8 protein-coding genes are annotated in these 12,226 nt (G+C 59.0%); 4 read left to right on the top strand and 4 right to left on the bottom strand.

All coding sequences use genetic code 11. From position 1 onward, the window contains the following. Positions 1-15 precede the first annotated feature (15 nt). The 3 genes from H8790_RS08900 to H8790_RS08890 all read left to right on the top strand — a co-directional run bounded on the left by H8790_RS08900 (position 16) and on the right by H8790_RS08890 (position 7,967). A complete protein-coding gene (locus tag H8790_RS08900) occupies positions 16-1,194 on the top strand; it encodes a DUF819 family protein (RefSeq protein ID WP_187332187.1) in 1,179 nt (392 codons plus the stop codon). A gap of 90 nt (positions 1,195-1,284) precedes the next feature. Then, complete coding sequence (locus H8790_RS08895; RefSeq protein ID WP_187332186.1) at positions 1,285-2,661, top strand: transglutaminase-like domain-containing protein; 1,377 nt, start codon at positions 1,285-1,287, stop codon at positions 2,659-2,661. 215 nt (positions 2,662-2,876) lie between these two features. Then, positions 2,877-7,967: an S-layer homology domain-containing protein gene (locus H8790_RS08890; RefSeq protein ID WP_187332185.1), complete on the top strand. Its 5,091-nt coding sequence runs from the start codon at positions 2,877-2,879 to the stop codon at positions 7,965-7,967. An 80-nt stretch (positions 7,968-8,047) separates the two neighbouring features. Here the strand turns inward: H8790_RS08890 and H8790_RS08885 are convergent, their stop codons facing one another. Next, positions 8,048-8,917 (bottom strand): radical SAM protein, encoded by an 870-nt coding sequence (locus tag H8790_RS08885; protein WP_187332184.1) that lies wholly within the window; start codon positions 8,915-8,917, stop codon positions 8,048-8,050. Between the two features lie 195 nt (positions 8,918-9,112). Here H8790_RS08885 and H8790_RS08880 point away from each other — a divergent pair, with 195 nt between their 5' ends. Beyond that, entirely contained in the window at positions 9,113-9,670 is a 558-nt protein-coding gene (locus H8790_RS08880; RefSeq protein ID WP_187332183.1) for a zinc dependent phospholipase C family protein, read from the top strand. 131 nt (positions 9,671-9,801) lie between these two features. Here the strand turns inward: H8790_RS08880 and H8790_RS08875 are convergent, their stop codons facing one another. From H8790_RS08875 to H8790_RS08865, 3 genes are read right to left on the bottom strand one after another with little or no spacing between them, the layout of a single operon-like run. Next, entirely contained in the window at positions 9,802-10,068 is a 267-nt protein-coding gene (locus tag H8790_RS08875; protein ID WP_243208471.1) for a GIY-YIG nuclease family protein, read from the bottom strand. Between the two features lie 4 nt (positions 10,069-10,072). Then, positions 10,073-10,765: a DUF6320 domain-containing protein gene (locus H8790_RS08870; protein WP_187332182.1), complete on the bottom strand. Its 693-nt coding sequence runs from the start codon at positions 10,763-10,765 to the stop codon at positions 10,073-10,075. 13 nt (positions 10,766-10,778) lie between these two features. After that, the gene (locus H8790_RS08865) at positions 10,779-12,053 is read right to left on the bottom strand and encodes a condensation domain-containing protein (protein ID WP_187332181.1); all 1,275 of its coding nucleotides are present in this window, start codon (positions 12,051-12,053) and stop codon (positions 10,779-10,781) included. Between the last annotated feature and the right edge of the window lie 173 nt (positions 12,054-12,226).

The following is a 12,226-nucleotide window of genomic DNA, read 5'->3' as shown; positions in this document are numbered from 1 at the left end:
GAAAGGGAGAGAAATATGATTACAAGCGGCTTTACTTACATTGCGGTATTGATGTTCCTGGCCGGCGGCCTGCTTGCCCTGGAGAAATACGCTAAATGGAAGGTATTTAATGTAGTTCCTCCTCTGGTTTGGATTTACGTCATCAACATGATCCTCTGCACTGTTGGCATGTTCGACTCCGAGGAGTGCTCCGCAGCCTATGGAGCGCTGAAGAATAACCTGCTGTACGCCATGATTTTCGTCATGCTGCTGCGCTGCGATTTCCGCAAGCTGGCCAAGTTGTCCGGGCGGATGATCTCCATCTTCCTGGGCTGCTCCGTGACCATCGGCATCGGCTTCATCATCGGCTATCCCATCTTTAAGGGCATGTTGGGCGCCGACACCTGGGGCGCCACCGCTGCCCTGTATGCTTCCTGGGTCGGCGGCAGTGCCAACATGGCCGCCATGCAGGACGCCCTGCCCGTGGACCCCGGCGCCTACGGCTGCGCCCTTGCCCTGGATACGGTCTGCTATTCCGTCTGGATCGCGCTGCTGCTGTTAGCTGTCCGCTACTCCAAGAAGTGGGACGGCGCTGTGAAGGCCGACACCTCCAAGCTCCAGGCCGTGGCTGACGCGGCCAACGCTGAGGTCGCCAAGGAAAAGCAGCACGCCAAGGCTGCCGACTGGATTTTCCTGATCGGCCTGTCCCTGCTGGTCTCCGCCGCCTCCCAGTGGATCGGCGCCGCCATGAAGACCGGCCTGACCAACATTGGCCTGGGCATGTTCGACAAGGGCACCTGCACCACCGTGTTCGTCACCGTTTTGGGCCTGATCTGCGCGATGACCCCGCTGGGCAAGCTGCCCGCAGTGGAAGAGCTGTCCAGTGTCTACCTGTACGCTGTCGTCTCCCTGCTGGCCTCCATGGCAACCCTGGCCGACCTGGTCTCCGCTCCCATGTGGATCGTCTACGGCATGTTCATCCTGTTGATCCATGTGGTGCTGATGTTCCTGCTGTCCAAGGTGTTCCATTGGGATCTGTGCATGGTGTCCACCGCGTCTGTTGCAAACATCGGCGGCAGCGCCTCGGCGCCGATCATTGCGGTTGCATATCATGAGTCCTATGCCGGCATCGGCGTCCTGATGGGCGTGTTAGGCGCGGCTGTGGGCAACTTCCTTGGCCTCGGCATGGGTGCAATCCTACATATGCTGGCATAGCTGCCGCAGTTTGAAGCCTATGAGTATCCCTCACCTGCCCAAAACGGGTGGGGGATACTTCTACCCAAATTCGACAAGTAAGGAGCAATTATGAGCATAAACGACAATTTTCGATACCTGCATATCGGCCTTCCGGACGATGTGCTGCGCCGCAAGCTCCACGGCGATTTTGAGGGCGCCATCAGCGCCATCGACCGCCATCTGGAGGCGGAAAATACACCGGAGGCGCTGAAAAAATGCCTGACAGTGCAGCGGGAGATCATCCGCCGCCTGCCCAGCGACTATCCCTATACCAAGGCGGAGGCGCTGTCACTGGTACGGGAGCACATCCCGGAGTTCACCGAAGAGGAGTTTGACGCCCTGGAGGACGCTTGGAAGATCGACTGGATCTATGACCACGGCGTGCCCCGCTATTTCAACCGCTTTTTTGAGACGCTGTGCAAGACGGACGCCGCCTTTGCCAAGCGCGCCAATGTGGTGGTGGCCGGCGCCGACGGACAGGACGGCGGCGAAGGGCGGCTGGACCGGGCAGCCCGGCTGATGCGGGAAAACGGCCGGATGTCGGCCCGTATCCGCTGCCGGGCCAGCGTGCGGATGAAGGACGAATGCTTCCGGAAGGGAGAGCGGGTCCGGGCATACCTTCCGCTGCCCTGTGCGTGTGATTCCCAGAGTGAAATCCAGATCGAGCAGGTCTTTCCGCGGCCCACCCACATCTCCCCGGAGACGGCACCTCAGCGGGTGGTCTTCTGGGAGGAGGTCATGGACGAAAATCACGAATTTTCCGTGGAGTTCTCCTATGTGCAGACTGCCCGGTATGTGGATATCTCCCAGCCGGTCAGCGCGCCGGAGCAGCCGAAGTTTGACACAGAGGAGATTCCGCCTCACGTCATGTTCACCCCCTACATCAAGGAGCTGGTGCGGACGCTGACCGACGGGGTAGAGGAGCCGCTGGAAAAGGCCAGACGCTTCTACGACTTTATTACGCTGAATGTGAAGTACTCCTTTATGAGGGCCTATTTTGGGCTGGAGAACATCCCGGAGATGTGTGCCCGCAACCGCATCGGTGACTGCGGCGTACAGGCGCTGCTGTTCATCACGCTGTGCCGCTGCGCGGGGATTCCCGCCCGCTGGCAGAGCGGATGGAAGGCGGAGCCGGGCTTCTGCGGCGCTCACGACTGGGCCCAGTTTTACGTGGCGCCTTACGGGTGGCTGTATGCCGACCCTTCTTTCGGAGGCGGCGCCGTCCGGGAGGGCAACGAGGAGCGGAGGAAGTACTATTTCGGCCACCTGGACCCCTACCGCATGGTGGCCAATACCCAGTTCGAGGGGGATTTTGACGTGCCGAAGGACCATTGGCGCGCCGACCCCTACGACAACCAACTGGGTGAAATGGAGACCGGGGACCGGGGGCTGCGCTACGACGAGTTCGAGCGCACCAAAGAGGTTCTGGAGTATGTGGAGCTTTAAGTGTCAGGCTCGGCAGTAGCTGACGGAAAACCGGATATTAAAAAATCAAATTAGGGGCCCCTAATTTGTGCTCTATTGGAAATAGAGCACAAAGACCTCTGTAATACCGGTGGATGGAATTGCATGAGTACCTGCAATATTGAGGGAAGCCCTGCGACAGTAGTTATCTTGATGAAAGAGTTGAAATGGAATAATTGAAAAGAAAGGGACGTAATATGAAAAAAAGGACCTGCGCGCTGTTCCTCGCACTGTGCCTTCTGTGTTCCTTCATTGTTCCTGCATCCGCTGAAGAAACCGGGCCGGTTTCAGAGGAAGCGGTTTATCTGGGCGTTGAAAGCTACGGCACTGTTACAAGCGCCGATAAGGCAACGTTCGACCACAACTTCAGCGTAAACGGCGAGACCAAGACGTACAAAGTTGCCAACGACGGCAGCACCTATGCCATCGAGAATACCCTCCAGGAGGGCTACATCTACGACATCACCGTGGAAGACGGTAAAGTCACCGCCGCAACGATGCTGGATAAGGACAGCGCCAACGTGGTGATGGGGACGGTGAATGCCGTGGATGAAAGCTCCATCACGGTGGGCGAAACCGCGCTGACCATGGACGGTTCCACCAAGACCTGGAAGATCACCAGCCAGGCCGGCGGCTCTGAGGTTGCGCCCGATACGGTCGCAGTGGGCGATTCCGTGAAGGTCGTCAAGGACGGCGACGTGGCCAAGAGCATCTACATCACCTTCGTGGCGGAAGACTATACCGCTCCCGTCAGCGGTGAGCCTGGCGTGAAGACGCTGAAGAACTTCCTGGCGACGGCCATGGAGCCCGTGGGCACAGCCCTCTATGTCTACGGCGGCACCTGGGATTGGCAGGATGTGAATTCCTCCAACCAGGCCATGACCATCGGCCTGTCCCAGTCCTGGGTGGATTTCTTCCAGTCCCAGGATGCAAACTACAGCTACAAGAACAATGCCGACCACGCCCACAGCTACTATCCCCATGAAGCCTGGAACCAGTACTACTATGCCGGCATCGACTGCTCCGGCTATGTGGGCTGGGCGGTGTACAATGTGATGAACACCGAGAGCGCCACCGTGTCTGAGAGTGACGGCTATGTCCAGGGTGCCACCGGTATGGCCGGAGCCTTTAAAGACAAAGGCTGGGGCACTATGGATATGGGTAAGGTGCTGCTGAACCCCGATGGGACTGAATGGAAAGACGACGATGGAGATGGCCGGCGCGTCTTTGATGACAGCGAGTTTAAGGTAGGCGACATCTTCTCCATGAACGGGCATGTGTGGATCTGCCTGGGCACCTGTGATGACGGATCCATTGTGTTCCTGCACTCCACCCCCTCCGACAGCAAGGCCGGCAAGAGCGGAGGCGGCGTGCAGATTAGCGCCATCGGACCGAATGAGAACTGCGAGGCATACCAACTGGCCAGCTTCTATATGAAGGCATTCTATCCCAAGTGGAGCGAGCGGTATGACGCAGTGCTCAAGAGTTTTGATGGATATACCAGAGTATACTATAACACAGCCGGCAAGTTCAGCTGGGACCTGGAGAATGTGCTCTCCGACCCCGAGGGCTATGCCGATATGACCCCCGCTGAGATTCTGGAAGACCTCTTCGGCAGTGCTATGCCAACCACAGAGGAAGCGGTTTATCTGGGCGTTGAAAGCTACGGCACTGTTACAAGCGCCGATAAGGCAACGTTCGACCACAACTTCAGTGTAAACGGCGAGACGAAGACGTACAAAGTTGCCAACGACGGCAGCACCTATGCCATCGAGAACACCCTCCAGGAGGGCTACATCTACGACATCACCGTGGAAGACGGTAAAGTCACCGCCGCAACGATGCTGGATCGCGGAAATGACTCTGTGGTGATGGGTACGGTGAATGCCGTGGATGGAAGCTCCATCACGGTGGGCGAAACCGTACTGACCACGAACGGTTCCACCAAGACCTGGAAGATCACCAGCCAGGCCGGCGGCTCTGAGGTTGCGCCCGATACGGTCGCAGTGGGCGATTCCGTAAAGGTCGTCAAGGACGGCGGCGCGGCCAAGAGCATCTACATCACCTTTGTGGCGGAAGACTACACGGCTCCTGTCAGAGGCGTCCCCGGACGGAAGACGCTGAAAAACTTCCTGGCCACGGCTATGGAGCCTGTGGGCACGGCCCTCTATGTCTACGGCGGCACCTGGGATTGGCAGGACGACACGTCTTCCAACCAGGCCATGACCATCGGCCTGCCCCAGTCCTGGGTGGACTTCTTCCAGTCCCAGGATGCAAACTACAGCTACAAGAACAGTGCCGACCACGCCCACAGCTACTATCCCCATGAAGCTTGGAACCAGTACTACTATGCCGGTCCCGACTGCTCCGGCTATGTGGGCTGGGCGGTATACAACCTGATGCATACCGAGAGCAGCGTCAAGGGCGAGAGCGACGGTTATGTGATGAGTTCCACCAAGATGGCGAAAACCTTTGATGAAACCTATCACTATGGCACTTGGGAAAGAAGCACGGCCGATGGATTCAAGGTGGGCGACATCTTCTCCATGAGCGGGCATGTGTGGATCTGCCTGGGCGTTTGTGACGACGGCTCCATCGTATTCCTGCACTCCACCCCTTCCGACAGCAAGGCCGGCGAGAGCGGCGGCGGTGTGCAGATCAGCGCCCTGAACCCCAGCGACACGGGAAAGAACTGCGAGGCCTATGAGCTGGCCAGTTACTACATGACCACCTATTATCCTGAGTGGAGTGAGCGCTATGACGCGATTTTGCGCGATTACAGCAACTACACGGCCATTGCCTCCAGTGCCAGCGCCGGCAAGTTCAGCTGGGACCTGGAGAATGTGCTCTCCGACCCCGAGGGCTATGCCGATATGACCCCCGCTGAGATTCTGGAAGATATCTTCGGCGGTACTGAGTCAACCACAGAGGAAGCGGTTTATCTGGGCGTTAAAGGCTACGGTACTGTTACAAAAACCGATAAGGCAACGTTCGACCACAACTTCAGCGTAAACGGCGAGACCAAGACGTACAAAGTTGCCAACGACGGCAGCACCTATGCCATCGAGAATACCCTCCAGGAGGGCTACATCTACGACATCACCGTGGAAGACGGCAAAGTCACCGCCGCAACGATGCTGGATAAGGACAGCGCCAACGTGGTGATGGGTACGGTGAATACCGTGGATGAAAGCTCCATCACGGTGGGCGAAACCGTACTGACCACGAACGGTTCCACCAAGACCTGGAAGATCACCAGCCAGGCCGGCGGCTCTGAGGTTGCGCCCGATACGGTCGCAGTGGGCGATTCCGTGAAGGTCGTCAAGGACGGCGACGTGGCCAAGAGCATCTACATCACCTTTGTGGCGGAAGACTACACGGCTCCTGTCAGAGGCGTCCCCGGACGGAAGACGCTGAAAAACTTCCTGGCCACGGCTATGGAGCCTGTGGGCACGGCCCTCTATGTCTACGGCGGCACCTGGGATTGGCAGGATGTGAATTCCTCCAACCAGGCCATGACCATCGGTCTGTCCCAGTCCTGGGTGGATTTCTTCCAGGCCCAGGATGCAAACTACAGCTTCAAGAATAGTGCCGATCACGCCCACAGCTACTATCCCCATGAAGCCTGGAACCAGTACTACTATGCCGGCATCGACTGCTCCGGCTATGTGGGCTGGGCGGTGTACAATGTGATGAACACCGAGAGCGCCACCGTGTCTGAGAGCGACGGCTATGTCCAGGGTGCCACCGGTATGGCCGGAGCCTTTAAAGACAAAGGCTGGGGCACTATGGATATGGGTAAGGTGCTGCTGAACCCCGATGGGAGTGAATGGAAAGACGACGATGGAGATGGCCGGCGCGTCTTTGATGACAGCGAGTTTAAGGTAGGCGACATCTTCTCCATGAACGGGCATGTGTGGATCTGCCTGGGCACCTGTGATGACGGCTCCATCGTGTTCCTGCACTCCACCCCCTCCGACAGCAAGGCCGGCGAGAGCGGAGGCGGCGTGCAGATTAGCGCCATCGGACCGAATGAGAACTGCGAGGCATACCAACTGGCCAGCTTCTATATGAAGGCATTCTATCCCAAGTGGAGCGAGCGGTATGACGCAGTGCTCAAGAGTTTTAATGGATATACCAGAGTATACTATAACACAGCCGGCAAGTTCAGCTGGGATCTGACCGGTGCAGGACTGACCGATCCCGAGGGATACGCATCCAAGAAGCCCGCTGAGATTCTCAAAGACCTCTTCGGCGGCAATGCGGTCCGGTTTGAGAGCAACGGCGGCAGCGCGGTGGAGACTCAGAGCGTTACCGGCGGCGCCACTGCCGCCAAGCCCGCCAATCCCACCCGTTCCAATTACCGCTTTGACGGCTGGTATGCGGACTCCACGCTGAAGACTCCCTATGATTTCACCAAGCCTGTGACTGAAAATATCACGCTTTATGCCAAATGGACGTACATTTCCTCCGGAGGCGGTGGCGGTGGATCTACTGCTGCCACCACTTACACCGTCACCGCTTCCGCTGGTAATGGAGGCACCATCAGCCCCAGCGGCAAGGTCAGTGTAAACCGCGGCAATTCCAAGACCTTCACCATCACCGCCAACGAGGGCTATCGCATCGCGGATGTGCTGGTGAACGGCAAGAGTGTGGGCGCTGTGGGCTCCTACACCATCAAGAACATCACCGCCAACCAGACCATTACTGCCTCCTTTGCCAAACAGGACGGCTCCGTGCCCTTCACCGATGTGCCGGAGAACGCCTGGTATCTGGATGGTGTGGAGTATGCCTATGAAAACGGCCTGCTCAAGGGCACCACGGACACCACCTTCAGTCCCAATGCCACGCTGACCCGCGGCATGCTGGTGACGGTCCTCTACCGTATGGCGGGCTCTCCCGCCGTGACGGGTCAGTGCCCCTTCACCGATGTGGCCAAGGGCAGCTACTGCGAGGATGCCGTGACCTGGGCGGTTGCAAACGGTGTAGTCAATGGCTTTACCGCCACCACCTTTGCGCCCAATCAGAACGTGACCCGCGAGCAGATGGCGGCCATTTTGTACCGCTACGCCGATCTGAAGGGCTACGACGTCAGCGCAACTGCTGACCTGTCCGCCTTTACCGATGCCGGTTCCATTGCCGCTTACGCGGTGCCGGCAGTGAAGTGGGCCAACGCCGCGGGACTGGTGCAGGGCACCACCGCGACCACCATCAATCCCAAGGGCAACGCCACCCGTGCGCAGGTCTCTATGATCCTGATGCGCTTTGCGGAAAACGTGGCAAAGTAATCGTCCATCCTTTCTCTTAAAATAGGCAGAGGGCCGCAGGATGTTCCTGCGGCCCTCTGCCGTAAGCAAATTGTAAAGACTCAGCGGCCCAACTCCACAAAGGTGCGGATGGGGGCCTCACCGCGCAGCGCCTCGCCGCACTCCCGGATCAGGCGCTCACGGTCCCGGTTCAGCGTCCCTGCCAGCACCAGGTAGTTGCTGGCATGGTTGGAGCGGAAGACGGCGCCGGGGCAGTCCAGGTGCTCCAACAGCAGTTTGGACTCCCGGATCAGCTCCATGGGGGAGGGAACGCTCAGGCTTCCCTCCTCCACCCACTGGGCCATGGGGGTTCCGGTGTAGATGCGCAGGGTCAGCAGGGCAATGAAGTCCGGGCACATGGCGTTCAGCGCCTTTGCCGTATCCACCGCATGGTCTTCCCAGCCCACCGTGCCGGAAAGCCCGTTGATGGCAGTGACGGACAGCGTAATGCCGGCCGCCTTCAGCTTTTGCCCGGCCTCTACCTGCTGGGCCACAGTGACACCTTTGTTAATCTTTTTCAAAAGGGCCTCATTGCCGGTCTCCAGCCCCAGATAGGCAATGCCCAGGCCTGCCTCATGAAGGGTGCGCAGCTCCTCAGGCGTCTTTTTCAAAACGCTCTTTGGGCTGGCGTATACCGCCACCCGCTGGCACTCCGGGTAGTGCTCCCGAATATAGTGAAGGATGCGCAGCAGATGCTCCGTGGGCAGGATCAGGGCGTCGCCATCAGCCAGAAAAACGCGCTCAATGCGGGGATAGGCATTCCTGGCCCAAGAAAGATCCTCCATCACCTGGTCGATGGGGCAGATGCTGAAGGGTTTGTCTTTATACATGTTGCAAAATGCACATTTGTTGTGGCTGCAGCCCAAGGTCACCTGGACGATCAAGCTGTAGGCCTCGCTGGGGGGACGGTAAACACTGCCGGAATAATGCATGGCGGAACTCCTTTGAACAGAATTTCATTTCACTGGAGGTATTGTATCACATTTCCTTACAAAGACACAAGAAAAAAGATAGTTTGCGTCGATTTTGTGAAATCTTTTGAAAAGGGCTGTACTTTTCAAAACCGGTGTAGTATACTGGCCCCAGACTGGCCGGAGAGGCTAAATTTTATCAAAGCGAGGGAAGCTATGAAGCGTGAGAGCCATCGTATCCTGGGTAACTATCTGATGGAGCAGATGAAGGGTCTGCCTGCCTACCGCTATCAAAAGGCTTTTTTGTTCGGCTGCACCCAACCGGACAGCAATCCGTTTACATATCTGAAGGGCTCCCGGAGAGCCCAAAGGCTTCGGGGACACAATTACCGGAATGCAGAGCGCTGTATGAGCCGTATGGCGCGGCTGCTGGAGGCGCGGGAGCAGTGGAGGATGCTGGACTACTACCGTCTGGGCAAGCTGATCCACTACACCTCCGACGCCTTTACCTATGCGCACAATGAGACCTTCGACAAGAGTATCCATGAACACCGGCTCTATGAGATGCAGCTCCAGCGCATCTTCAAGATCACCCTGGCCCTCTCCCGCCGGGCGGAGAATGAGATGAACCGGGAGGAAGAGAGCGCCATGGAGGCCATTCGCGCGGCTCATGAGCGCTACATGGAGGGAATGCGCAGCCTTCAGACGGATGTGCAGTATATCCTTGGGATGACCCATCAGGTGTTTTCCACCTTGATCCCTGAGGCGGCGTGAGAAAAAGAGAGGACGCGGTATGCATCGGCATACCGCGTCCTTTTTCCATTTCAAGCAGCTTGGGAGCGCAAATGCCGGACCACGGCCGAATCAGGCGTGGCGGTATCGCGGTTCTCCTGTGAAGTAGAGCGCTATTGCCGCTGAGCTTCCGCGTCCGGCGCCGACAGGAGCCGTTCCTTTTGTGCATGGGTCAGCTGCTTGACGGCGGCCTCCCGCCGCAGGGCGGAGGAGCGGTCGGCGCAGCGTTCCCGGTAGACCACGCTCACCGGGCGGCGGCTCCTGGTGTATTTGGCGCCCCGGCCGCTGTTGTGTACGGCAACGCGCCGGTCCACGTCGTTGGTATAGCCGGTGTAAAGTGAGCCGTCGGCACAGCGGAGCATGTAAACCCAGTACTCCACGGCGCTACATGTGGAACCGGCGCCGGGCTTCCTCCCGCAGGGAGGGGACCCGCCGGACAATGCGCAGCGGCACGATCAGCGCGATGCAGGCCACCGCCACCACCAGCGACCAGGTGGGATGCCACAGGCTGTGGAGATAGCGGTCGATGCAGAATTCCAGGCCCAGCACAAAAAGCCCGATGGCGGCAATGGTGAGCGCCATGCTGGAGAGCATGGAGCGGCGATGGCCCTGGAGGAGAAAGCTGAGTAAAAATACGTCGGCGCAGAGGATCCCCAGGATGGGCAGCGCCAGGTGGAAAAACCACTCCTGACCATCGGTGCCAAGGGAGATGAGATAGACATAGACGCCAACCGCCGCCACATCGGCGCTGAGGCGGAAGAAGATGGGCAGGCGCCGGGACAAAAGCGGCAAGACAAACCAGACCCACAGCATGAGCGCGGCGCCGATGACATACAGCGACCAGGGGTGCCCCGGCTTCAAAACGAGGTTTAAAAGGCCGCAGCACAGGCTGACGGAGCCCAGCATGGAGCTGAGCAGCGCCGCCAAGGCCCGCTTGGAAGCGGGAGTGACCTGAGCGGGGGTCGTGGGGAAGTAGGACGGTTCATCCTGCTCCGGATGCCAGGCCGGAGTCTGACAGAGGGGACAGGCCTGGGCGCCGGGATTCATCTCCACACCGCAGTTGACACAATAGGGCATAGATGAACTCCTTTCAACGGTTGCTCTCCACCCGCACATGCAGCCCCTCGCGGACCAGGAAGCGGAAAAAGTCCCGCTCCGTGTCCGTCTCCACCTGGGTGCCGGCGAAGGTAATCTCCATGGTGTTGCCATAGCTGATGGAGGCGCAGTGGCAGCGTGGGACGGTGGCCTGGCCCAGGATGACCTCCATACAGCGGATGTGGGGGGCCATGGAGTCCGGCACCCGGAACGCCCCGGGATTGGTAAAGGTGGCGGAATAGGGCCGCACGCCGATCAGCCGGTAGTTCAGGGCCATGATGGGGTTTTTCAGGAAAACGGGAATGATCTGGAGAAACGGGTTTTGGGTGAAGCGCACATTGGCCGTGAACGCGGAGCGCAGTTCCTGGCGGTTGATGTGCAGCTTCATATAGTGGCGGACCTGGGAGACGATCTCAGGAAACGTATAATCCCCGTATCCGGGGTCGATGAAGGGGCGGATGGTGGTGATGAAGTTCCTTAGCGTCCGGGTGGGGAAGTAGGAGCGCAGGTCGATGGGGATGGCCAGGGCCACCGGCTTTTCCCGATAGGGGTGTTCCCGGCGCTGCTTTTCCAGAAGCACAGAGATCAGCACCGCGGCCAGATACTCCGTCACCGAGGCCCCATACTGCCTGGCCTTTTCCTTCAGCGCGTCCAGGGGGACAAAGCCCATGGTGACATGGAAGGTGTAGAAGGGCTCCGCGGTCCCGGTGGCACCATAGGCCTTGGGGAGCAGGCGCAGCCCGTTGGCCCGGGGCCCGGCATAGCGGGCATAGGCATCCTCCAGCTCCCCGGCGTCGGGGGGCGCATTCAGGTCCAGCACGCCATCGCCGCAGGGAATCCGGTGCCCCAGCTGCCGCAGGTATTCCGCCAGCAGGGTGCGGAAGAACACCAGAGCGCCGGATCCGTCGGACAGGGCATGGAATACCTCGATGGAGATGCGGCTGCGGTAGTAGTAAAAGCGCACCAGCCAGCCGTTGTCCTCCCGGAAGCGGACAGGCTGGCAGGGATCGGACACATCCTCCTTCAAAAAGGGGCCCGGAGCGCTGTTGGGCTCCAGATAGTACCAGAAAAGCCCACGGCGGATGCGCACGGCAAAGGTGGGGAAGCGGGGCATCACGGCGTCGATGGCCCGCTGGAGCGCGTCCGGGTCCACCGGGGCGGTCATCACGGCGGAAAAGCGGTAGATGGCGGAGTATTCCTCCCGCTGGAGGGCTGAGTAGAGGATTCCGGCGCTGTCCAGCCGGTACCATTTTTTTGCCTGTCCCGCCATGGCGCGCTCTCCTCCTTGTATCCGCCGTCCCTGCGGCGCTTACTCACTGTTCGGTTATTTTAGCACAATGCCCATGTGCCTGCAAGAAAAAGCCGCTTCCTTTTTTCACCCATCCATGCTATCATACCCTAAATGGACAAGGGGGGATCTGATTTGGCCCCCAAAAAGATGAT

This window comes from Oscillibacter hominis, assembly GCF_014334055.1.
In the GTDB taxonomy this organism is placed as follows: Bacteria; Bacillota; Clostridia; order Oscillospirales; family Oscillospiraceae; genus Oscillibacter; species Oscillibacter hominis.
The sequence above is the reverse complement of the archived record's forward strand: the minus strand, read 5'-3'. Positions and strand labels throughout refer to the sequence as shown.

What these genes read in the sequence shown, in the direction of transcription:
- H8790_RS08865 (WP_187332181.1), bottom strand. Translation starts at nt 12,053, where the DNA reads ATGGCGGGACAGGCAAAAAAATGGTACCGGCTGGACAGCGCCGGAATC.
- H8790_RS08885 (WP_187332184.1), bottom strand. Translation starts at nt 8,917, where the DNA reads ATGCATTATTCCGGCAGTGTTTACCGTCCCCCCAGCGAGGCCTACAGC.
- H8790_RS08870 (WP_187332182.1), bottom strand. Translation starts at nt 10,765, where the DNA reads ATGCCCTATTGTGTCAACTGCGGTGTGGAGATGAATCCCGGCGCCCAG.
- H8790_RS08900 (WP_187332187.1), top strand. Translation starts at nt 16, where the DNA reads ATGATTACAAGCGGCTTTACTTACATTGCGGTATTGATGTTCCTGGCC.
- H8790_RS08890 (WP_187332185.1), top strand. Translation starts at nt 2,877, where the DNA reads ATGAAAAAAAGGACCTGCGCGCTGTTCCTCGCACTGTGCCTTCTGTGT.
- H8790_RS08880 (WP_187332183.1), top strand. Translation starts at nt 9,113, where the DNA reads ATGAAGCGTGAGAGCCATCGTATCCTGGGTAACTATCTGATGGAGCAG.
- H8790_RS08895 (WP_187332186.1), top strand. Translation starts at nt 1,285, where the DNA reads ATGAGCATAAACGACAATTTTCGATACCTGCATATCGGCCTTCCGGAC.